The sequence below is a fragment of the Mesorhizobium sp. M0019 genome, from assembly GCF_040323975.1.
In the GTDB taxonomy this organism is placed as follows: domain Bacteria; phylum Pseudomonadota; class Alphaproteobacteria; order Rhizobiales; family Rhizobiaceae; genus Mesorhizobium.
The window spans coordinates 16,274-39,454 of sequence record NZ_JAMYVK010000014.1 but is presented as its reverse complement, the minus strand read 5'-3'; the positions used below and the strand labels follow the sequence as shown (position 1 = coordinate 39,454).

The 23,181-nt window shown below is 63.5% G+C and carries 17 protein-coding genes; 5 read left to right on the top strand and 12 right to left on the bottom strand.

Features of this window, described 5'->3' with window-relative positions:
• Positions 1 to 428: 428 nt before the first annotated feature.
• The 5 genes from NKK47_RS12735 to NKK47_RS12715 form a co-directional block, all read right to left on the bottom strand.
• On the bottom strand, positions 429 to 2,048 hold the full coding sequence (locus NKK47_RS12735; protein WP_352577061.1) for an ABC transporter ATP-binding protein: 1,620 nt from the start codon (positions 2,046 to 2,048) through the stop codon (positions 429 to 431).
• Entirely contained in the window at positions 2,045 to 2,914 is an 870-nt protein-coding gene (locus NKK47_RS12730) for an ABC transporter permease (protein ID WP_352577059.1), read from the bottom strand. The genes NKK47_RS12735 and NKK47_RS12730 overlap by 4 nt, the downstream gene beginning before the upstream one ends.
• Complete coding sequence (locus NKK47_RS12725; RefSeq protein WP_352577057.1) at positions 2,911 to 3,858, bottom strand: ABC transporter permease; 948 nt, start codon at positions 3,856 to 3,858, stop codon at positions 2,911 to 2,913. Before NKK47_RS12725 ends, NKK47_RS12730 begins: the two co-directional genes overlap by 4 nt.
• Positions 3,859 to 4,094: 236 nt before the next feature.
• The gene (locus NKK47_RS12720; protein ID WP_352577056.1) at positions 4,095 to 5,573 is read right to left on the bottom strand and encodes an ABC transporter substrate-binding protein; all 1,479 of its coding nucleotides are present in this window, start codon (positions 5,571 to 5,573) and stop codon (positions 4,095 to 4,097) included.
• 131 nt (positions 5,574 to 5,704) lie between these two features.
• A complete protein-coding gene (locus NKK47_RS12715) occupies positions 5,705 to 6,994 on the bottom strand; it encodes an acetylornithine deacetylase/succinyl-diaminopimelate desuccinylase family protein (RefSeq protein ID WP_352577054.1) in 1,290 nt (429 codons plus the stop codon).
• 222 nt (positions 6,995 to 7,216) lie between these two features.
• On the opposite strand from NKK47_RS12715, the gene NKK47_RS12710 reads away from it, so the two are divergent.
• Positions 7,217 to 7,645 (top strand): L,D-transpeptidase, encoded by a 429-nt coding sequence (locus NKK47_RS12710; protein WP_352577115.1) that lies wholly within the window; start codon positions 7,217 to 7,219, stop codon positions 7,643 to 7,645.
• Positions 7,646 to 7,788: 143 nt separating this feature from the next.
• Here the strand turns inward: NKK47_RS12710 and NKK47_RS12705 are convergent, their stop codons facing one another.
• The 7 genes from NKK47_RS12705 to NKK47_RS12675 all read right to left on the bottom strand — a co-directional run bounded on the left by NKK47_RS12705 (position 7,789) and on the right by NKK47_RS12675 (position 16,651).
• A complete protein-coding gene (locus NKK47_RS12705) occupies positions 7,789 to 8,781 on the bottom strand; it encodes a lipid A biosynthesis lauroyl acyltransferase (RefSeq protein WP_352577052.1) in 993 nt (330 codons plus the stop codon).
• Between the two features lies 1 nt (position 8,782).
• Positions 8,783 to 9,811, bottom strand: a complete 1,029-nt coding sequence (locus tag NKK47_RS12700) for a zinc-binding dehydrogenase (RefSeq protein WP_352577051.1) — start codon at positions 9,809 to 9,811, stop codon at positions 8,783 to 8,785.
• Between the two features lie 83 nt (positions 9,812 to 9,894).
• Positions 9,895 to 11,184 carry a beta-ketoacyl-ACP synthase gene (locus tag NKK47_RS12695; protein WP_352577049.1) on the bottom strand — a complete coding sequence of 430 codons (1,290 nt, stop codon included), beginning with the start codon at positions 11,182 to 11,184 and terminating at the stop codon, positions 9,895 to 9,897.
• A 75-nt stretch (positions 11,185 to 11,259) separates the two neighbouring features.
• Positions 11,260 to 12,447 (bottom strand): beta-ketoacyl-ACP synthase, encoded by a 1,188-nt coding sequence (locus tag NKK47_RS12690; RefSeq protein ID WP_352454579.1) that lies wholly within the window; start codon positions 12,445 to 12,447, stop codon positions 11,260 to 11,262.
• A gap of 39 nt (positions 12,448 to 12,486) precedes the next feature.
• The gene (locus NKK47_RS12685) at positions 12,487 to 12,771 is read right to left on the bottom strand and encodes an acyl carrier protein (protein WP_023676462.1); all 285 of its coding nucleotides are present in this window, start codon (positions 12,769 to 12,771) and stop codon (positions 12,487 to 12,489) included.
• 213 nt (positions 12,772 to 12,984) lie between these two features.
• Positions 12,985 to 13,533, bottom strand: a complete 549-nt coding sequence (locus NKK47_RS12680; RefSeq protein WP_352454578.1) for a histidine phosphatase family protein — start codon at positions 13,531 to 13,533, stop codon at positions 12,985 to 12,987.
• 106 nt (positions 13,534 to 13,639) lie between these two features.
• The gene (locus tag NKK47_RS12675; RefSeq protein ID WP_352454577.1) at positions 13,640 to 16,651 is read right to left on the bottom strand and encodes a caspase family protein; all 3,012 of its coding nucleotides are present in this window, start codon (positions 16,649 to 16,651) and stop codon (positions 13,640 to 13,642) included.
• 149 nt (positions 16,652 to 16,800) lie between these two features.
• Between NKK47_RS12675 and NKK47_RS12670 the strand changes: the two genes are divergently transcribed.
• From NKK47_RS12670 to NKK47_RS12655, 4 genes are all read left to right on the top strand, one after another.
• Entirely contained in the window at positions 16,801 to 17,751 is a 951-nt protein-coding gene (locus tag NKK47_RS12670) for an AEC family transporter (RefSeq protein WP_352451970.1), read from the top strand.
• 210 nt (positions 17,752 to 17,961) lie between these two features.
• Positions 17,962 to 19,419 carry an NAD-dependent succinate-semialdehyde dehydrogenase gene (locus NKK47_RS12665; protein WP_352454576.1) on the top strand — a complete coding sequence of 486 codons (1,458 nt, stop codon included), beginning with the start codon at positions 17,962 to 17,964 and terminating at the stop codon, positions 19,417 to 19,419.
• 82 nt (positions 19,420 to 19,501) lie between these two features.
• Complete coding sequence (locus NKK47_RS12660; RefSeq protein WP_023676458.1) at positions 19,502 to 20,527, top strand: aldose epimerase family protein; 1,026 nt, start codon at positions 19,502 to 19,504, stop codon at positions 20,525 to 20,527.
• A gap of 335 nt (positions 20,528 to 20,862) precedes the next feature.
• The gene (locus NKK47_RS12655) at positions 20,863 to 22,791 is read left to right on the top strand and encodes an adenylate/guanylate cyclase domain-containing protein (RefSeq protein WP_352577047.1); all 1,929 of its coding nucleotides are present in this window, start codon (positions 20,863 to 20,865) and stop codon (positions 22,789 to 22,791) included.
• The last annotated feature ends 390 nt before the right edge of the window (positions 22,792 to 23,181 follow it).

Below are 23,181 nucleotides of genomic sequence, written 5' to 3'. Positions count from 1 at the left end.
CGCCCAACGACCCCGGCCTTCCTGAACGCCGTTCCCGATACAACAGCAGGGCAGCCGTGAGAAGCAGGGGGCCGAAAAGGACGATGCTTGCGGCCAGGAACCACATCACCACAGGCTCTGCCCCGGTGGCGGAGACGAACGCCGGGACGGCTACCCGCGTTGTCAGGAACAGCAGCAGAGCACCCGCGCCGAACAGAGCAGCGGAGCCGCCCAGGCCCAGCGGAGGAACCCGATCAGGCCCCGGCCCGTCGCGCCTTTCATAACCGTTTGCTGTCAATGGCCATTCTCCCGCCCGTGCGCCGAACGAATAAGGTTAAGCCGTGCCACGAAGCGACACAGCCGGGTCCCCGCTGCTCCGCAGCGTCCCGGCGTTCGCTGGCCTTTCATCGTGCCACCGGCACGATGAACTCGCTTTGCGAACCGGCTGCTCACCCCTGTTCCTGCAGCCGTTTTGCAATCGCCCGGTGCAGGTCTGGAGCAGCAGTGACCAGCGCCTTGGCCGCTTCGGATTGCGGGTGGTCGAGCACTTCGCTCGTCCTGCCGCGCTCGACGATCTTGCCGTCATGCATGACCATCACTTCGTCGGTGATGGCGCGGGCGACGGTCAGATCATGGGTGATGAACAGATAGGCGATGCCGAGTTTTTGGTTGAGCTCGGCGAACAAATCGAGGATCTGCGCGCGGATCGAGACGTCGAGCGCCGAGACCGGCTCGTCGGCGACGACCAGTTTCGGCCGCGTGATGATGGCGCGGGCGATCGAAAGGCGCTGGCGCTGGCCGCCCGAAAACTCATGCGGGTATTTGTCCATGTCGCCTGGTGAGAGGCCGACCTCGTGCAGCGCATACGCCACCATCTCGCGCCGCGCGGCGGGCGCCGGCTTCTTCTCCAGCACATGCAGCGGCTCGGCCACCAATCTCTCGACCTTCTGGCGTGGGTCGAACGAGCCATACGGGTCCTGGAACACGACCTGCATGTCGCGCCGTGCCGGCTTCAGCTCCGCCTCGCTCTTGCCGGTGAGGGTATCGCCGCGGAAGCGGATCGTACCTGATGTCGGCTTGTCCAGTGCCAGAACCATGCGGGCAAGCGTCGACTTGCCACAGCCGGAACGGCCGACCAGCGCCACCGACTGACCGGGCGCCATGGAGAAGGAGACATCGTCGACGGCGCGGATGGGAGCCCCTCGCTTGAGCAGCGATGTGCGCCGTGCCGGATAGTCGCGCGTCACGCTGTCTACCTCAACCAGAGGTTTTCCTTGGCCGACGCTGTGCCTAGCCCGCGCGGGCACATGCATCGAGGCCTGCGCCAGCTGGCGCGTATAGGGATGAAGCTGTCCGGACAGAATGCGCGCCGTGTCGCCGGCCTCCATCACCTCGCCATGGCGCAAGATGGTGATGCGATCCGCCATCTCGGTCACCACGGCGAGGTCATGCGAGATAAGCAGCAGCCCCATGCGGTTTTCCGCAACGAGGTCGCGCAGCAGGTCGAGGATCTGCGCCTGCAGCACCACGTCGAGCGCAGTCGTCGGCTCGTCCGCAACCAGCAGCTTGGGCTTCAGCGCACAGGCGATGGCGATGACGACGCGCTGGCGCTGGCCTCCGGACAACTCGTGCGGATAACGCGACAGCGGGAACTGCGCCGCCGGCAGGCCGACCCGGTCGAGCATTTTTCGCGCCCGTTCCTCGGCGTCGGCGCGGCTCGCCCTGGTGTGCCAGCGAATACCCTCGGCAACCTGCTCGCCGATGGTCTTGACCGGGTTGAGCGCCGTCATCGGCTCCTGGAACACCATGCCGATGTCGTCGCCGCGCAGTGCGCACATCTGGTCCTCGCTCGCCGCCAGGATGTCGATGCCGTCGAAGGTAACGCGTCCGGTTGCGCGTGCCGCCCACGGCAGGAGCTGCATCACGGTGAGCGCCGTCATCGACTTGCCGGAGCCGGATTCGCCGACCAGCCCCATGACTTCGCCGGGCGCGACGGACAGCTCGATGTCCCTGAGGATGGGCGTGCCGCCGATGGTCAGCGACAGCTTCTCGATTTCGAGCAGGCTCATCGCTGCCGCCGCGATTTCGGATCGAGAATGTCGGCAATGCCGTCGCCAAGCAGGTTCAGGCCAAGCACGGTGATGACGATCGCCATGCCCGGAAAGATCGCCATCCACGGCGCCACCACCATGCGGGTCTGGGCATCGAACAGCATGCGGCCCCAACTCGGCATCGGCGGCTGCGTGCCCAGCCCGACATAGGAAAGCCCGGCTTCGGCCAGTATGCCCAGCGCGAACTGGATGGTGCCTTGCACCAGCAGCAGCGTGGCGATGTTGGGCAGCACATGTTCGATGCTGATCAGCGTCCTGCTCTTGCCGGCGGCGCGGGCGGCGAGGATGAATTCGCGCGGCCAGATCGCCAGGGCGCCGGCGCGGGCGACGCGCGCGAACACCGGGATGTTGAAGATGCCGATGGCAATGATGGCGTTGAACGCGCTGGGCCCGAAGATGGCGGTGATCATGATTGCCGAAAGCAGCGCCGGAAAGGCGAAGACCAGATCGTTCAGCCGCATCAGCACGTCGTCGGCGATGCCGCCGCGCGCCGCGGCAAAGGCGCCGAGCGGCACGCCGACGCCCATGCCGATGCCGACCGCCACCAGCGCCACGGCAATCGAGTTGCGGGCGCCGACCATGATCATCGACAGGATGTCGCGACCGAAATGGTCGGTGCCGAACCAGTGCGCCAACGATGGCGCCTGGGTCTTGTCGGAAATCACCAGCCTGGTGACGTCGTAAGGCGTCCACAAGAAGGAGAGGATCGCGACCGCGGCCACCAGTGCGGTGACGACGAAGCCGGCGAGGAACGAACGGTTTCGAAACGCCTTGGCCAGGATGCTGGCAAGGTTCTCGTCGGGGATGTCGATGTGCAGCGTCATTGCCTGCCTCTCAGGCGCGGATCGACCACCGCATAGGAGAGATCGACAATGAAATTGACGATGATGACGGCTGCAACCAGCAGCATGACGACGCTCTCGACCACGATCAGGTCACGCTGGTTGATTGCCTGGAACACCAGCCGGCCGAGGCCGGGCAAATAGAAGACGTTCTCGATGATGATGGTGCCGGCAAGCAGGAAGGCGAATTGCAGGCCTAGAATGGTGACCACCGGGATCATGGCGTTGCGCAGCGCATGCCGCCACAAGACAAGACGATAGGGCAGGCCCTTGGCGCGGGCGGTGCGGATGTAGTCCTCGTTCAGCACTTCAATCAGCGCCGAGCGGGTGACCCGGGCGAGGATCGCCGCCTGCGGCAGAGCAAGTGCGACCGCCGGCAGGAGCAGCGATTTCAGTGCCGGCCAGACGCCGGCGCCCCAGCCGGGAAACCCGCCGCCCGGCACCAGCCGCAGCCAGACGGCGAACAGATAGATCAGCATCAGCGCAAACCAGAAATTGGGCACGGCGACGCCAAACTGGGCGGCACCCATCGCGATCGTGTCGCCGGGGCGGCCCGGCCGGCTGGCGGAAAACAACCCGACCGGGATGGCAATAACGGTGGACAGCGCCAGCGCCATCAGTGCCAGCGGCAGCGAGACGACGAGGCGCTCACGGACCAGATCGATGACCGGCACCGAATAGGTATAGGAACGGCCGAAATCGAGGCTCAGCAAGCCGCCGGCCCAATGCAGGTAGCGCAGCACGACGGGAGCGTTGAGACCCATCTGGTTGCGCAGCAATTCGATCTGGTCGGCGCTGGCGTTCAGGCCAAGCATCAGCCGCGCCGGGTCGCCGGGAATGATCTCCAGCACGGCAAAGACCACGATCGAGGCCAGAACCAGCGTGACGATGGCGATGGCGAGGCGCTTTAGGAGGTAGGCGGTCATGAGGAGACCGGTGCAAGCACCGGGCGAAGCTTGCGTTCCCGCCCACCCCCCTCTGTCCTGCCGGACATCTCCCCCTCTAGGGGGGAGATTGGCAGTTTCCACGCTGGCACTGTCCTTGCAACGCTAGTGGTTAGCGAAAGCGGCGATGAGGGCTCAATCTCCGCCCCTGAGGGGGAGATGTCCGGCAGGACAGAGGGGGGTGTGACGGAGTGCAACTTTCGCCTTTCTGTCAGCGATCAATCCGTCCACTTCACCTTGGTCAGGTCGTTGGCCTGGATCGGGGCGTTTTCCCACAGGCCCTGCAGTTTGGCGTCCCAGACGCCGACCTTCGGCAGTTCGTAGAGGAAGCCGACCACGGCGTCATCGGCCAGGACCTTCTGCGCCTCGCCGAGCAGCGTCGTGCGCTTGGCCTCGTCGGAGGTAAGGTTCAGCTCGTCGATGATCTTGTCGAAGGCCGGGTTGTCGTAGTTGAAGTAATAGTCCTTGCGCGAATAGATATCGATGTCGTTAGGCTCGGTGTGGGAAACGATGGTCAGGTCGTAATCCTTCTTGGTGAAGACCTGGTCCAGCCACTGCGCCCATTCGACCGGTATGATCTCGAGATCGATGCCGATTTCGCGAAGCTCGGAGGCGATGATCTCGCCACCAAGCCGCGCATAGGAGGGCGGCGGCAGCTTCAGCGTCGCCATGAAGCCATTCTCCAGGCCGGCTTCCTTCAGCAACTCCTTGGCTTTCTCCACATTGTGCGGGTAGAGGCCGGTGAGGTCGACATAGGCCTTGCTGGCGGGCGACATGTGCGAGCCGATCGGCACGCCGAGGCCGGCCGAGGCGCCGTCGATGATCGCCTTGCGATCGAGTGCAAAGGAAATAGCCTGCCTGACCTGCAGCTTGTCGAAGGGCGGCTTCTTGTTGTTGATCGACAGGATGGTTTCACCCTCGGTCGAGCCGATTACCACCTTGAAGCGCGGGTCGTCCTTGACCTGGGCGACACTGTCAGGATCGAAGAACGGAAAGGCCTGGACGTCGCCGGAAAGCAGCGCCGGAACGGCGGCGGCGGCATCTGGAATGATGCGGAATTCGGCCTTGTCGAGGAACACCGGGGCGCCCCAGTAATTGTCCGACTTGACCAGCGTGATCGACGAGCCCTTGGCCCAGTTCTGGAACTTGAACGGGCCGGTGCCGATCGGTTTTTCCTTGTTGGTGTCGGCTGTCTCAGGCGCGACGATCACCGCGTCGCCCCAGCCCATATTGTAGAGGAACGAGCCTTGCGGGTTCTTCAGCGTGACATTCACCGTCGTGGGATCGACGACCTCGACCTTGTCGATGGCGGCGAACAGGCTCTTTTGCGCGTTGACGGAATTGTCGGCGCCGGCACGATCGAGCGAGAATTTCACGTCGTCGGCGTTGAAGTCGCTGCCGTCATGGAATTTCACGCCTGTATGCAGCTTGAAAGTGTAGACCTTGCCGTCGTCGGAAATGCTCCAGCTTTCGGCGAGATCGGGCAGCACCTCGCCGTTCGGACCGATGCGGGTCAGGCCCTCGAAGACATTGGCATAGAGTACCTCGTCGATTGCCGCGGCGGCACCCGCGGTCGGGTCGAGATGCGGGGGTTCGAGCGTAATGCCGATGACCAGGTCGGTGCGCGCGGCCATCGCCGAGGTTCCGGCGGCCAACGCCAGCGCCGCGGCGGCCAGAATGGTTTTCCACAATTTCATCGTGCAACTCCCCATATGCTAAAACACGTGCTCAAAACCCGGCGGATAGAAGCGTGAATTCGCCGCCGAGTAAATTGCGTTTCGTACCGTCCGCCAACGCCGGGAGGAATGTTTTTCCGCCCATGGCCGGATCATAGCGGGCCGGCGCCCCTCAGCAGAACGCCGAGGCCGATGGCCATCACCTTCGCCGAGTCCAGCATGTCGGCAATGCCGACCCATTCATCGGGCCGGTGGGCGAGATCGAGGATGCCCGGGCCATAGGCGATGCAGTCATAGATGTGGCCGATGCGGGCGATGTGCTTCTGGTCGTAGGTGCCGGGCGAAATCACATAATCCGGCTCGCGGTCGAATATCTCCATGATGCCTTGCGCGACCGCCTTCACCACCGGTGCGTCGCGCTCGGTCATCAGCGGCAGCACCTCCATCAGATCGCGGATCTCGTAATCGAACTTTTTGCGCTCGCGCTTCAGCCGTTCCAGGATATCGGTCACCTCGCTCTTGACCGTAGCGAGATCCTCTTCGAGCAGGAAGCGGCGGTCGATTGTCAGCCGGCAGGAATCAGGCACATTGGGCGAGGGCAGGCCGGGCCGGAAATCCTCCGTCTGGCCGCCATGGATCGAGTTGATGTTCATGGTCGAGCGTTTTGCGCCTTCGGGCACGACCGGCATGCGCGTCATCTTGCGGTCGAGCGCCGGAAACAGCTCATCCTCGAAGGCCCGCAGCACGGCGCCCATATGGCGCACTGCGTTGTCGCCGAGGAACGGCATCGAGCCGTGCGCGATCTCGCCCTTGGTCTCGATCTCCGCCCACCAGACGCCGCGATGGCCAAGGCAGATGCGATCCTTGTTGAGCGGCTCGGGAATGATGACGTGGTCGACCTTCGGTCTGGAGAAATAGCCGAGCTTCGCCAGATGGGCGACGCCGCCAAAGCCGCCGGACTCCTCGTCGACCGTGCCTGAAATCTCGATGGCGCCGGGAAAATCGGGAAAGACCTCCATGAAGGCTTCAGCGGCAATGATCGAGGCGGCAAGCCCGCCTTTCATGTCACAAGCGCCGCGGCCATAGACCTTGCCATCCCTGACGATGCCGGCGAACGGATCGAGGCTCCAGCCGTCGCCGGGCTCGACGACGTCGATATGCGAATTGAAGTGCACGCAAGCACCCGGCGCCCGGCCATCGAAACGGGCGACGACGTTGACGCGCGGATAACGGTCAGTGTCGCCGTGCGTGCCTTCGGCACGGATGAATTCGATCTCAAAACCACGCTTCTTCAGCCGCGCGCCGATATATTCGGCACATGGCCGATAGGCTTCGCCGGGCGGATTGATGGTCGGAAAGCGGATCAGATCCGCAGTCAGTGCAACCAGATCATCGGCTCGGTCATCGATAGCCTTGAGGAGCCGTTCGTTCGGTTCGTTCATTCGGCGAATTGAGCAGCGGATGAGGGGGTTTTGCAAGCCCGATGGCGAATTGCGAGGCGATTGCGTGTCGTTACAGCAACTATTGCGGGAAATCGTTCAAATTCGCTGCTTTGGATTGGTGAAATCGTCAGGGAGTGGGTGTTAGCTCGCTGGCTTGCCATCAAAACGCTGGAGAACAGCGCGAGGGCAGGCAGGCAAGGGGCATCAAAGGGGTTTGATTGCATGAAAAACAGTGTTCTCATGGCAGCGGCATTGATGGCGATGCTGTTCGGTTCGTCGTTCGAGAGCCGGGCGGCCAGCCTGGTCGCGAACATCGATATTTCCTCACAGACGATGACGGTAAGATACGGGCTTTCGTATTACCGGTGGAGCGTTTCCACCGCCCGCAAAGGCTACATCACGCCGCGCGGCAGCTATCGCCCACAGCGGACGGCCCGGATGTGGTATTCGCGCAAATACGACATGTCGCCGATGCCCTATTCGGTGTTCTTCCGCGGCGGCTATGCTATCCACGGCACCGGCGCGATCCGGCAATTGGGACGCCCGGCATCGCATGGCTGTGTGCGCCTCCACCCCAGCAACGCCGCCGCATTCTATTCGATGGTGCGCAAAGCCGGCTTCGGTAATACGCGGATTCTCGTGACGAATTAGGGCCTGCTCCTCGGCCCGCAATAAAAAACCCGCCGGAGCGGCGGGTTCGTCGGGGCCAAATAGCACCATACCGAAATTAATAGCATAGCTGCCGGCACAAATCAAGAACAAAATAGGGCCTGTGCCCAAAAAGATCGTTCCGCTCAGGCGACTTTGTCGCGCACTGTCGCCGGTCGACGCTTTTTGCGGCCGCTGATCTCCCAGCGCTTGTGGAACCACATCCACTGGCCGGGGTCTTCTCGCACCCAGCGCTCGACCACCTCGTTGAGAAGCTGGGTGGTGGCGCGGACGTCGACACTGCCGCCGGCGGTGCGCGGCAAGGTGAGCTTGTCCTCGATCTCGAGCCGGAAACGGTTGTTCGGCAGGCGCACGCAGCGCGCCGGGTAGACATCGCAATCGTAGTGCCGCGCCAGGGTGCCGAGAACCCGGTTGCTCTCGCAGGGGCGGCCGAAGAATGTCGTCTCGAGCCCGCCCGTGAATTTCTGGTCGACCAGCACGCCGATATTGCCGCCTTTCTCGAGGATGGCCGCAAGTGCGAACGAGGCACCGGTCGAAGACGGCAGCAGCGATCCCATGCTCGAGCGGCGGGTCGAGAGGATGTAGTCGGCGAGGTAAGGGTTGTTGGGCGGGCGAAAGAGCGCCGTGATGTTCATGCCGAAGGTCGCCGCCGCCACTGGCAGCAGCTCGAAATTGCCGAGATGCCCGGTGAAGACGATATGCGGCTTGTCCTCGCCGGCAATGCGCACGAAATGCTCCACGCCCTTGACCTCGACACGGCCCGGCTTCGTCGCAGCGGGATCGTAGTCGAACAAAGCATCGAGAAAGATGTATTCGGCGGCCAGGCGGGCCATGTTGCCCCACATGTCGGAAGCGATCGCCTCGATCTCGGCATCGCTCTTTTCCGGATAGGCCTTGCGCAGATTGTCGACAGCAACCTGATGGCGCGCTACCCAAGGGCCGATGCGGCGGGCGGCGCGGTCGGCGAAATTGAGCGCCCGGTCGGGCGGCAGCAGCCGCAGCGCGGAGATGATGATCATCGCAACCCGCGCGACCAGCCAGTAGTTGAACTGGCGAAGCCGCCTGCCATAGCGGAATCCCACGTCCCTGCGGATCTTCCTGAAGGCGTTGCCGATCATTTCAGCCGACGCGCAGGATGATCTTGCCGAAGACGTCGCGGCCTTCCATGCGCTTCAGCGCCGCATCGATGCCGTCGAAGCCGACCTCGGTGTCGATCACCGGCGCGACAAGACCCGCCGCCATCTTCTGCATGGCGTCGGCCATGTTTTCCATGCGGCAGCCGAACGAGCCTAGCAGCTTCAGCTGCTGCTGGAACAACTGCATCAAATTGATCTGCGTCGACACGCCGGAGGTCGAGCCGCAGGTGACCAGCCGACCGCCGCGTTTGAGGCACAGCATCGAGGCGGCAAAGGTGTCGGCGCCGACATGCTCGAACACCACGTCGACGCCCTTCTTCTTGGTCAGCTTGCGCACGACGCCTTCGAAGCGGTCGTCGCGGTAATTGATGACGTGGTCGGCGCCGAGTGCCTTGGCCTTGTCGATCTTGTCGTTCGAGCCGACGGTGGTGATAACCGTGCAGCCCATCTTCTTGGCCAGCTGAATCGCGGCGGAGCCGATGCCGGAGCCGCCGGCATGGACCAGTATCGTCTCGCCGGGCTGCAGCCGGGCATTGTCGAACAGCATGTGCTCGACTGTGCCGAAGGTGACAGGCGCCACCGCCGCGCCGATTTCGCTCACGCCGGGCGGGGCGGGGACCAGAAGGCGCGCCGGCAGGTTGATCTTTTCCTGCGCAAAGCCGTCGAGATGGAAGCCGTGCACGCCCGAAACATGCTCGCAGAGATTGTCGCGGCCTTCGCGGCAGGCGCGGCAAAGACCGCAGGTGCGGGCGCCATAGATCGACACCAATTGCCCGGTCACAAGGCTGGAAACGCCTGGGCCGACCGCCTCGACCTCGCCCGACGCCTCGGCGCCGACGACCAGCGGCAGCTTGCGCTTGGCGAAGGCCATGCCGCGCCAGCCCCAGACGTCGATGTGGTTCAGCGCCACGGCCTTGATGCGCAGCGTCACCTCGCCGAGCGAAGGCGGCGGCGGTGGCGGCAGGTCCACCGTTTCAAGCCGGCGATCCTCGATAAGTTGCAATGCGCGCATGCCAGATCCCAGGTTGCGCATGACCGAGAACCGTTTCGGAAGGGATCATGCGCACGACAACAGTGCTAGAGCGGAACGGTCGCTTAGACCGGTTCCCGCGCCATGACAAGGCAGGTGTTCTGGCCGCCAAAGCCGAAGGAGTTCGACAGGACGGTGCCGACCTCGGCATTGCGCTTGGTGTTCGGCACCACGTCGAGGACGATCGCCGGGTCGGGATTGTCGTAGTTGATGGTCGGCGGAATGACGCTTTCGCGCATGGTCATCAGCGAAAATGCAGCCTCGACGGCACCGGCTGCCGATAGGGTATGGCCGATCATCGACTTGTTCGACGAGACCGGCATTGCCGAGATCCGCTCGCCGAACACCGTCGACAGCGACAAATGCTCCATCTTGTCGTTTTCGGGCGTCGAGGTGCCATGGGCGTTGACATAATCGATCCCGTCCTCGCTCAAGCCGGCATCGGCAAGAGCGGCGCGCACCGCCGCGATCGCCGGCGAACCGTCCGGCTTGGAGCGGGTGCGATGGAAGTCGTCGGCCTTTTCGCCGCAGCCGCGCAATATGCCGAGAACGGTGGCGCCGCGGGCAAGTGCTGCCTCCAGCGATTCCAGCACAAGGGCGCCCGAGCCTTCGGCGAGCACGAAGCCGTCGCGATCCTTGGAGAAGGGTTTTGAAGCCTTTTCAGGGATGTCGTTATGGGTGGAGAGCGCGGACAGAAGCGAGAAGCGGATCAGCGCCTCGGCGGTCGCCGAGCCGTCGGCGCCGATCGACAGCGCCCTGTCGCATTCGCCGCGGCGGATCGCCTCGACGCCGAGCTGGATCGCCGTGGCGCCCGAAGCGCAGGCGGTCGACAGCGTGATCGGCAGGCCGCGCGTGCCGAAACGGTCGGCAAGCCGGTCGGCAATCGAGCCGAACTGGGTGGTCTCGAAGATGTCGAGTTCTCTGAGGCCGCGCGCTACCCGCAGCAGCCTCTCGGCGCCGGAATCGTGCCTGTCTGAATTATTGGGCTTGTCGGAATTGTAGAGCGAAAAGCGCTCGCTCCAGTCGAGCTCGACCGGCGGCGAAGCGAGGAAAAGCGGTCCGCCGAAATCGCCGGCATCGAGGGCTGCCTCCGACATCGCTTCCTGGGCGGCGGTTTCGGCAAGCTCATAGGTGAGGAGACTGGCGCCCTTGGAACTCGACGGCAGGAAATCGACCATGCCGGAGATGCGGGTGTTGAGATGATCGACCGGGAAGCGGGTGATCGGATGGATGCCGGATTTGCCGGATGTCAGCGCCGCCCAATTATCGGCTTTGCCGACACCGAGCGAGGTCACCACGCCGATGCCGGTGACGGCGACGATCGGCCTGCCCATATGGTCGTTCAGATTGGCCATTTGTTGTCCAAAAACCTGTTTCTCTTGGAGCGTCGGATCGCCCGAAAACCACGCCACACGTTTCGGTCCGATGCTCTAGGCGGCTTTGATCAGCGCCATGCCCTCGAATTGGTGATAGCCGATCGCCGTTGCAAGGACGGTCTTCGGGACGCCGGCAAACGGTTTTTCGACTGTGGCGTCGAAGACAGGATAGGCGGCCTTGCGGTCGACAGCCAGTGCCGCCAGCGCAACGGCAAAGGGGAACTGCGCTTCCTTCATGTGGCCGGTCAGCGTCGAAAAGCCGCGTGCGGCGATCGCCGGATTGGCGTCGAGCGCCAATTTCTCGGCGGCGGTCGCGGCATGGGCGCCCGAAGCGCCGGAGATCGCCAGCAGTTCGCCGTCCGGCAATACCGCTTGCTTCAGCAGCGCGGCGATCTCACCGTCGAGTTCGCCCCGCCGGCGCCTGGCACGGCCGGACAGGATCGGGCCGAGTTCCGCATAGATCTTCCGGCCACGGCTTTCCGCGTGCTCGCGCTGCTCCAGGACGAGAAACGCGCCGCCGGATCCGGTCACCACGCCGCCGCCCTCGGCACCTTGCCTTTGCCAGACCGGCGTCCACGGACCGCGATGCAGGTAGCCGGCCAGTTCATAGCCGAGCAGCATGTCGGAGTGTTCGGTCTGGAAAGCGCCGCCGACCAATATATGCGTCGACTGGCCGGAGCGGATGCGCGCGGCCGCCGTCTCGACAGCGGCAACGCCGGCACCTTCCTCGCCCATGAAGGTGCGCGACGATCCCGTCACCTTGTGGACGATCGAGATGTTGCCGGCGAGCAGGTTGGAGAGCTGTGCCAGAAACAGCGTCGGGCGCAATTCCGTGGTCAGCTTCTCGTTGAGCAGCACGTCGCGGTCATTGCGGCTTTCCGATGCCGCGAGAATGGCCGCGTCGACCGCCTCGTCGCGCTCGCCGCCGCCGGCGGCCACCACCATGTCCATGGTCGCGCAGAGTTCGTCATTGCCCTTGATGCCGGCATCGTCGAGCGCAAGGCCGGCCGCATAGGTGCCGAGCCTCTGCCAGGTCTCCATCTGCCGCTGGTCGCCACGCTTGGCGATCTGCAGGTTCCAGTCGATCTCCGGCAGCGGGTGGACCGTATAGGGCGAGAAGCGCGAGGCCTCCAGAACCGGTTCAAGGCGCGGCTGGACGAGCTTTTGCCAATGCGCATCCGGACCCTCGCCCAACGACGAGACAAGGCCGATGCCTGATATGACGACGTCGCGGGGGTTCATGGGCGGCTGTTGTGGGTGAGGGCGCGTCAAGCGCTGTGCTTAGATGGCGTTCTTGGCGGCGACGAGCGCGTCGATCTTGGCGCACAGGTTCTTCATGACGAAATAGTCGTCGGTCGAGGCCTTGCCGTCATTGACCTCCTGCGTCCACTTTTCCAACGGCACCTTGATGCCGAATTCCTTGTCGATGGCAAAGACGATGTCGAGGAAGTCGAGGCTGTCTATGCCGAGATCGTCGATGGTGTGGCTTTCGGGCGTGATCGTCTCGATGTCGATCTCGCTGGTGTCGGCGATGATCTTGGCGACTTTGTCGAACGTGGTGGACAAGAGCTTTTCCTTCGATTGCGGGCGGAATCTGTCCGCATGTGTTTTGGGCTGTCTAATCGGTTTTTCCGGGCAGGAAAAGGCCTGATGCGCCGGGCGCAGATGGGATTGCTGCCCAGGCAGAGCAAGATGAGATCGGAATCCAATCACGGCTTCTCGTGGCAGTGGCATTTCGGCAACACCTATCTCGCTCGACGCGAGGAGCGACCGGCCCGGTCAGAAGGTAACGCGGCCGAGCACGCGCAGTCCGTCGCCTTGCGGCTCGACGACCACGGCTTCGCCTTCGCGCGGCGAGATGCCGGTCAATTCCTTGATGTCTTCGAGATGCGTGACCATGACCAGATTGTCGGAGCCGGAATAGCCGCGGATCTCTGCCAGGATCGCCGCGATCTGAGCGGCCTTCTCTTTTTCGTCGGTCTTCAGCAGGTCAAGCGGTGCGAACGGCTCCGGTTCGCTTTCGAAAGCTATGCGCGCGGTTTCGAGGCAGCGGCAATAGCGGCTGGACAGCACGCGCTCGACCGGTGCCGCGCGGGCGCCAAACAGCGCGCCGATCTTGCGCGCCTGTTGCTTGCCGCGCTCAGAGAGATTGACCTGGGTGGCGCATTTGCCGAGGTCGAAATTGGCCGCATCGGTGGTGCCGGTGACCATGGCATGGCGAAGCAGGACCACATGCCCGCCGTCGCGCAGCAGCGCCCAGCCGGCTTCCGTCGCATGGGCTGTGGCGGAAACGGCAAGCAACAGCAGCGCCAGCACAAATCGAAGCATCAGACATCCTTTTCGGGTGACCGGCAGGCAGGTCCCCGGTGACCGGCATATAGGGACGGCAAAGCCGGCTGAAAGACAAGCCGAGTGCAACCTGCGGCCGAAAAGCCTATTTCCTCGCTATCTGCTTCTTCACCAGATCAATCTTGCGGTCGGTCAGCGGGATCGGGAGTGTGTAGCCGGCTTCGGTAAAGCCCTGCTTGGCGTTCTCGAAGAATTCGATCGCCTTTTGGAATTCGGCATTGCCACCGCCATAGCTGCCGCGGTTCCAGTGGACGTCGCCGAGATTGTTCTGCTCGAAGGCCCATTGCATCGGCTGGCTTTCGCGGGTGAAGACCTTGAGCGTTGCCTCGAAGGCGGCTTCGGCTTCGTCCAGATATTTGCCGGTGCGTTCGAGATTGCCTAGATTGATCAGGCTCATGCCGATGCCGTTCTGCGCGTTCGCCCAGTCGACGGGCGAGGTCTCGAAGGTCAGTACCTCCAGCGCCGCCCGGCGCGCGGCGATCGATGCGGCCAGTTTGCGGGGATCGGCCTCGCTCATGCTTAGCCATTGCAGCGCCGAGCCTAGACCGGCCTGCGCCAGTGCCCATTGCCGCGGCGTCGTCTCGCGCTTGTATTCGCGCAGCGCATCGTGATAGGCCTCGATCGCCTCCTCGTAATGCACCGGCTTGTCGGTCACGCCGCCGAGCAGTTGCAGCGTGTTGCCGAGATTGTAGTGGGTCATCGCCCAGTCGAGCGGAAACTCCTTTTTGGTATAGACGCGCCGTGCCGCCCGGTATGCAGCAGCCGATTGCTCAAGCCTGGCAGGATCGCGCGTGCGCTGGCCGAGCGTCTGGTAGATCGAGCCGAGATTGTTCTCCGCCGAAGCCCAATCCGTCGGAAAGCGCTGGCGGGTGAAGATGGTCAGCGCATCGCCATAGGCGGCAGCCGCCTCTTCGAGCAGGCCGGTGCCGAAATCGAAACGGGCAGCACTGCTCAGCGCGTTACCGAGATTGAGACGGCTGCTCGCCCAGGAGAGCGGGAAGGTGTCGCGGGTGCGGATTTCGAGCGCGGCGCGGAACGCCGCGGCTGCCTCGGTGATTTTCGTCTTGTCGTTGCGTTGCGTGCCGAGAGACACCAGCGTGTTGCCGAGATTGTTCTGGACCATCGCCCACTGAACGGGGGCTTTTTCGCGCGTGTATTCTTCAAGCGCCAGCCGGTAGGCGGCCTCGGCCTCGGTCAGGCGCTCGCCGTCCGGTTCGCGCTCCGAAAGCGCGTAAAGCGCAAGGCCAAGGTTGCTTTGCGAGGCGGCCCAATCCAGCGGGACTTTGTCACGCGGCCGCTTCTCCAGCGTGGCGCGCATCGCCACCACCGCCTCGTTCAGGCGTTTCGGGTCGCTCTCGCGTTCGCCGATCTTCAACAGCACATTGGCCAGGTTGTTCTGGGCCGCGGCCCAGTTGATGTCGTCCTTCTCGCGCTCGAACACGGCAAGCGAATCGCGAAAGATTTTCGCTGCCTCTTCCAGCCGGTCGGTTTCGCGCTCGCGCTCGCCGATGGTCTGCAGCACCACCGCCATGTTGTTGCGGGTGATCGCCCAGTCGCGGTTCTGCTCGCCATTGGGGATGAAGTTCAGGATGACGCGGTAGGCGTCGATGGCGCGCTGCAGCGCTTGCCTGTCGCCGGTGGCGCTGCCATGCGCGTTGAGCGCTTCCGCCTCCTGGTTCTTGTAGTTCCAGCGCAGCCTGTCGTCCCATCTCTCGACCAGCGAGAAGGCCTTGCCGTAATCGTTGGCGGCCGACAGATAGTCGAAGACCAGCGCCGAGGCGTCGGCACGCCTGGCATAGATCGCCGCGTCGGCAAGACGCTTCTGCCTGACCAGATCCTCTGCCCGATCGACCACGCCGCTGGCCTGCTCGACCCGGCCCACCGCCTGGTCGAGGAAGTTGCGCGCGGTGACGATGGCGCCCTGGCCGATCGCCTTGTCGGCCGAGGCGACGAGGCGGCTGATCTCGGGGTCGTCGGTGCGCAGCGCGTCGCGCTCGGAGATCATCTTCTTCAGGCGCTCGGCCTGGGCGTCGAGCAGCTTTTGCAGGTCGGTGGGGTCCTCCGGCATCTTTTCGGTGCCGAGCGCCTTCAACACGCCATAAAGCGCGTCGAGCGGCACGCCGTCCTGCAGCGAGGCCAGTTCCACCTGTGCCCGCTTGGGGTCAGGCAACTCGGCGATCGTCAGCAGCAATTGCCGCCGCTCGCCGGTGATCAGGCCGTCGTCGCCGGTCGGTTCCTGCGGTGCTACGCCGAAGTAGAGCAGCCGGCGCAGGCTTTCATTGACCCATGGCCGCTGCTTGGCCTTGGTGTCGAGATAGACCTCCTCGGTCACCATGCGCATGACCGAGCCGAACTCGGTGCCCTTCATCGCCGCGAGGTGGCGCAGAAGTGCCGCTGCGTAGGGGCTGTTTTCGCCGACGATGCCATCGAGTGCCGGCCGCCCCGGCTCGGCGGCAAAGCCGATCACCGTTCCCAGATTTTCCGTCGCGGTCGCGTTTGCCAGTGCCCTGGCACCGCGCACCGGCTCCAATCCGCCGGCGCTGATCGGCGAGGCCGAGGCCGTCGGCGCCCGGCGCAGCACCGCATCCGCCGGAAACGGGTTGGTGCGGCAGGCATCGAGCAGCATGATCGTTACCGGCACGGTCGTCTTCAATTCGTCCATGACGGCGGAGATCGGCACCAGGGCCTGATCGGCGTCCTTCAATGAAGAAACGTCGGCGTCGACCGGCACCAGATAGTTTTCGCCGCCGGCCTCGATGCCGTGGCCGGAATAGTAGATCAAGGCGACGTCGGCGTCCTCTGCATCCTCGGCGAAACGCTCGAGGTCGCGCTTCAGCTTTGCCGTGTCGCGGTCGGTGACGCTGCGCGCGTCGAAGCCGAGATCGGTCAGCATCTTGGCGATGTCGCGGGCGTCGTTGGCGGGGTTGGGAAGAGCCGCTATGTGCTGGTATTTCGACTGGCCGACAATCAGCGCCACGCCCTTGAGGCTCGCCGGCTCCGCGGCATGAGCCGAGGTCACCACGAGGCAAAGCATGGCGCCGACGAAAGCCGTCAGCCACGCCTGCTTGAAGAAGTGCTGATTTCCGACAAGGCCCATTCGCCGCGTGTCCCCCGACAACCCTGTATAGCGCTGGCATCCAACCATGAGCAAATTCGGGCAAGATCCGAGCGGCCGGATTGTTGGCCGGTACATTCGCGAGGGAAGGGCGATTGCGCCGCCGCCGGGGCTCGCCTATCACGGGAAAAATGTCTCCGCTTACCGAAACCGTCCTCTTCGTCTTCAGTCTCGTCGGGCTCGGCTATCTTGCCGGGTTGACCGGCTATTTGAAGCCGGCGAGCGGCGAGGGCGTATCCGAATTCGCCATCAACGTGGCAATGCCGCTTTTGCTGTTCCAGACCATGGTAAAGGCCGATTTCCACGGCGTGGCGCCGTGGTCGCTATGGGGCGCTTATTTCGCGGCGGTCGCGCTCACCTGGGCCACCGGCCATCTGGTTATTACGCGCATCTTCGGACGAGACGCCCGCGCCGGCGTCGTCGGCGGCGTATCGTCGTCCTACTCCAACGTTGTCCTGCTCGGCGCGCCCTTCATCATCGGCGTGTTCGGGCCGGCGGGGTTCGAAGTGCTGTCACTGCTCGTCTCCATTCACCTGCCGGTGATGATGATGGCCTCGATCATCCTTTTTGAGATGTTCGGCCGCGGCGGCAGCGAACCTGTGCATCCGCTCCGCGTCGTCAGGAGCTTTCTCAGGAGGGTATTCATCAATCCGCTGATCATCGGCATACTGGCCGGGCTGGCGTGGCGCTTCACCGGTGCGCCGCTGCCGGTGCTTGCGACGCGGCTGAGCGACGCGCTGGCAGGCACGGCCGCCCCGGTGGCGCTGTTCGCCATGGGGCTCAGCCTGCGCCGTTTCGGCATTTCCGGCAATGTAAGGCCGGCGCTGGCGCTGTCGGCGCTGAAACTGTTCCTAATGCCGGCGCTGGTTCTCGGCCTGGTCTGGCTGATCGGCCTGCCGCCATTGACGGCCAAGGTGGCGGTCATGGTTGCGGCGTTGCCGTCCGGCATCAACTCCTATCTCATCGCCGTGCAGTTCAACACCGGCCAGGCGCTGGCATCGAACCAGATGACCATCGCCACCGCCTGTGCGGTCGTGACCACTGCGTTTTGGCTGACAGTGGTCGTCCATGTTTTTGGATAAGAGCCCGGGTTTTTGGATAAGAACCCGGGTTTTTGGATAAGAACCCGGCTGCATCGCTCTCGCTTTGGCTGGCCCAAACCCTATATGCCATCTTGTGATTGCTTGCGGGGCTTGCCCTGGGCTAAGAGCAGTGGCTCTAGCGATGCTATCGCGCACGTCCATTCACGAAATCAGCGACCGGCCCGCCAGGTGCCGAACGGAGGCGAGATCATGCTTCAGAAAACCAGCCATTTCATGCGGCAGGCCAATCTCATCAATGGCGAATGGGTGCAGGCCGATTCAGGCCAGACGGTCGACGTCAACAATCCTGCCACCGGCCTCAAGATCGGCACCGTGCCGAAGTCGGGCAAGGCCGAGACCCGCCGCGCCATCGAGGCCGCCGACGCTGCCTTCAAGACATGGCGCAAGACCACCGCGCTCGAACGCTCGAAGCTGTTGCGCAAGCTGCACGACGCGATGATGGACAATCAGGACGTGCTGGCCGAACTACTAACCATCGAGCAGGGCAAGTCGCTGTTCGAATCGAAGGGCGAGATCGGCTCGGCCGCGTCCTACATATTGTGGTTCGCCGAGGAAGGCCGCCGCACCTATGGCGACGTCGTGCCGTCGCCCTGGGCTGACCGCCGTATCCTGGTGACCAAGGAACCGGTCGGCGTCGTCGCCGCCATCACGCCGTGGAATTTCCCATCCTCGATGCTGGCCCGCAAGCTTGGCCCGGCGCTTGCCGCCGGCTGTACCGCCGTGGTCAAGCCGGCGTCGCAGACGCCTTATTCCGGCCTTGCCTGGGGCGCGCTTGCCGAGGAAGTCGGCTTCCCCAAAGGCGTAATCAATATCCTGACCGGCGCTGCCGGTGAGATCGGCGACGAGATCTGTGCCAACCCGCTGGTCAAGAAGATCACCTTCACCGGCTCGACCGAGGTCGGCAAGATCCTGATCCAGAAGTCGTCGGTGACCGTCAAGAAAGTGTCGATGGAGCTCGGCGGCAATGCGCCGTTCATCGTCTTCGACGACGCCGACATCGAGCGGGCCGTCGCCGGCGCCATCACCGCCAAGTACCGCAATTCCGGCCAGACCTGCGTCTGCACCAACCGCTTCCTGGTGCAGGCCGGCATCTACGACCGGTTCGTCGAAAAATTGGCTGCTGCGAGCAACGGACTGAAGGTCGGTTCCGGCCTCGAAGACGGCGTCCAGCAGGGGCCGCTGATCGACGAAAAGGCGGTGGAGAAGGTCGAGGAGCTGATTGCCGACGCTACCGCCAAGGGCGGCAAGGTCGTCGCCGGCGGCAAGCGCCACGCGCTCGGCGGCTCGTTCTTCCAGCCGACGGTGATCGCCAATGCGACGCCGAAGATGCGCTTCATGAAGGAAGAAATCTTCGGCCCGGTGGCGCCGGTGTTCAAGTTCGAGACCGAGGAAGAGGCCGTGGCACTCGCCAACGACACCGAGTTCGGCCTGGCCTGCTACTTCTACACCGGCGATCTCGGCCGCGCCTTCCGGGTCATGGAAGGACTCAAATACGGCATGGTCGGCGTCAATGAAGGGCTCATCACCACACCTGAGGCGCCGTTCGGCGGCGTCAAGGAATCGGGCCTCGGCAAGGAAGGCGGCCATCAGGGCATCGAGGACTATCTCGACACCAAATATGTCTGCATCGGCGGACTTGGTCTCTAGAAGCCTCATGCGGCAATACCGAAAAAGACCCTGAGCCGCTTCGGAAAAGGCCAGGCTGGCATCGATCAATGAACTTGCGGGCATGGCGATGAAGGACGGCGAGGTTTTCGGCACGACGCAGGCGGGCGAGGAAGTCCGCCGTTTCACCATTCGTGGCGGCGGCCTTACCGCCAACATCATCGGCCTGGGTGCGATCATCCAGGATCTGCACCTGGCCGGGCACGAGGCGCCATTGGTGCTCGGCTATGATCGTTTCGAGCACTATGAGACGGACACCGCCTTCTTCGGCACTGTCGTCGGGCGCTATGCCAACCGTATCCGCGACGGCCGCTTCACGCTTGCCGGCAAACGCTACCAGACCGAGCGCAATTTCCTCGAAAAGCACACGCTGCATGGCGGTTCGCAAGGTTTTTCGCGCCGTGCCTGGGCGGTTTCGCTGCATGGCAGGGATTTTGTCACGCTGACCCTGCACGACCCCGACGGCATGATGGGCTTTCCCGGCGCGCTCGACGTGACCTGCACCTACCGGCTCAAGATCCCCGGCACGCTCAGCGTCGAACTGACCGCCACCTGCGAGGAGCCGACGCTCTGCAACCTCACGCAGCATTCCTATTTCAACCTGGATGACGGCGGCACCGGCGACATTCTCGACCACCGGCTGATGCTGAATGCCGGCGCCTATCTGCCGGTCGACGCGGATCTGATCCCGACAGGCACGGTCAAGCCGGTCGACGGCACCCCCTTCGATTTTCGCCAGGCGCGGCCGCTGCGCATGGAGACCGAGGGCGAGCAACTCCCCTACGACCAGAATTTCTGCCTCGCTTCGACGCGCGGGCCGCTGAAGCAGGCATCATGGGCGCAAGGCGCGAATTCCGGCGTCGAGATGGAGCTCTGGACGACCGAGCCGGGCGTCCAGCTCTATACCGGCCAGTATCTGGCACCGTCCTCGCCTGGACTGGGCGGACGCCAGTACAAGGCGTTTTCAGGCTTCTGCCTGGAGCCGCAAATCTGGCCGGATGCGCCGAACCGGCCGTATTTCCCGCAAGCCACGCTGTGGCCGGGCCAGATCTATCATCACGTGACCGAATACCGGTTCAGGCTGCCTTAGGGCATGACCCCCGGAAACCGGCATGGTTTTGCTGCGCTGACCTCCGGTTCGGAAAGGATCATGCAAAATTCAAAGTGTTATAGCGTCCTTTGCGCGTCCAATGACGCGCGGCGCTCTGGAGTCAAAACGCAATCACTCTGAACGACCGACTTCGAACCCTCTCGGACCTTTGACGCCGAGAGCCCTGACGACGCAAGTTGACCCGTTGAAGACGTTCATCCGCACCCGGTCGAAAGTCAGGAACGGCTGACGAGCGGTCATTCACCGCGCGGCCAACGGCGCGTTCTGGCTCCGACGCTTCCATGGGTGTAGGGTTGTGCCATAAAGAGGCGCATATGGCGGTTCCCCCTCTCAATCGGAAGCTGCTGGCGATCCTGGCGGCCGATATGGTTGGCTACTCGAAGGCGATGGAGGCCGATGAGGCCGGAACCATTGAGCGATTGAAAACCGTTCGTTCCGAGGTGTTCGACCCCGCCATCTCCCAGCACCATGGCCGCGTCGTCAAGTTGATGGGCGATGGCGCGCTTGTCGCCTTCGAAAGCGTGGTCGACGCAGTCGCCTGCGCAGCGGAAATCCAAAGCGCGGCGGCCGCGCGCAATGAAGGTCTGCCAGAGCCTGAGCGCATCGTGTTCCGCATCGGGGTCAATCTGGGCGACGTTGCGCTGGTTGACGGCGATGTCTATGGCGACGGCGTCAATGTCGCCGCGCGGTTGCAGCAACTCGCTGAGCCGGGCGGCGTGATCGTATCGGGCACGGCCTTTGACCATCTGCAGGGCAAGCTTGATTTGCCCCTCGATTTCGCCGGCGGGCAGCAGGTCAAGAACATCAGCCGCCCCGTGCGGATGTACCGACTGAGGCTCGATGGCAAGCGGGTGCGTTGGACCTTACGCAAGGCGATGCCGCGCTGGACCAGGACGACTGCAGCGGCCATCGTCGTGCTGGCTCTGGCGGGTGGAGGGACCTGGTGGTTCTTTCAGCCCGCGCCGCTGGGGGCCAAGCCATCGGTCGCGGTGCTGCCCTTCAATAATTATGGCGGCGACGAGGCCACCGGGCGTTTGGCCGATGGCTTGACTGAGGATATCATAACCGACCTCGCGCGGTTTCCCGAACTTGAGGTCGTGGCCCGGAATTCGACGGAAGTTTACAAAGGCAAGCCGGTGGATGCCCGCCAGGTAGCAAGTGCGCTCCATGTCGGCTTCGTACTAGAAGGCTCTATCCAGCGGCAAAATGGGCGGGTGCGGGTCACCGCGCAGTTGATCGATGCACAAACCGGCAACCATCTTTGGTCGGATCGTTGGGACCGGCCTGCTGAGGACGTTTTCGCCGTCCAGACCGAGATCGCAGAGCAAGTCACCAACCGTCTGGGCGGCGGCGTAGGGTTGATTCAGGCGGCCGGGCGGGCCGCGGCCAAACGTAAACGACCTGAAAACCTGAATGCTTATGATTATTATCTGCTCGGGACCGAGAAGATTGAAAAGATCGCCATAGCGGATGAGGAGGAGGCCATCGCGCTTCTCAACCGCGCCGTTGAGCTGGACCCCGGGCTGGCCCGGGCCTGGGTAGAACTTTATCATGCTCATGGTATATTGGCTGGCTTCGGTATCAATCCCGAGAGCGAGATCAAGGCGGCTGCCGATGTGGCCGAACGCGCGGTGCGGCTCGATCCAAGTGACGCTGAGGCACACGCCGTGTTTGGTATGAGCCTCAGCCAGAAGGGCGACAACGCCCGCGCCAAGGCTGAGCTGGACACGGCCCTTCGTCTAGCTCCCGGTTCGTCCGAAATCCTGACATTCTATACCGGCTTTGCGGCACGCTTCAATGAACCCGAACGCGGCGCTCAGATGGTCGACCAAGTAATGCGGCTCGACCCGAACTACCCGATGTGGACGTCCAACTTCTTCGCCCCTGCCTATTTTATGGCCGGCCGATATGAGGACGCGTTGAAGATGCTGGAGCGCATGACGCCTAACAACTACGACAAGTGGAAGTGGGTGGTGCTTAGCAGCTCCCTTGCGGCTCTGGGTCGAATGGATGAGGCGAATGCTTCGGTTAGGGAAACTCTCAAGCAGTACCCGGACCTGACCGTCGAGAGCATGATTAATGAAGTGGGCTTGAGCACTAAAGAGCGCAGCCGGTTTATTGAAACAATGCCGCTCGCCGGCTTTCCGGCTTGCGCCAAGCCCGAGGCGCTGGCGAAACTCGCCAAACCTGTGCGATTGTCGGAATGCGAGGCGGGGGAGGCGAAGCCTCTCGGGCAGCCATAGAACACCCCTGTGCAAAGAAAGGCGAGGGTCGCTGCTCGCCAGCGCGCGAACGGCGCGCGTTGCCAGGAACGACCGCTGTGCATCGAAAGCGACAGTTCACTGGCCAAACGATGAATGGCGGCAAGTGGCGCTTAAATTTGGATCCTTATCGGCTGCCGGAGAGCCAATCGCTCTCGAGTGCAGGCACTCCAGTGGAGTCCAGACGTTGGATTGGACCCTCGACCTCTACAAAAGCTCACTGAGCTTCGGGTCGGGCTACGACGGCATTCCGAAGCGATCGCTTCGGCGAGAAGTCGTCGTTCTCAATCGGGCGAAGGGGGAGACATCGGCGAAGACGGCATAAGGGAGGATGGGCCAGACCGAGCCGACGGAAAGGTCGTAGCCATTGGA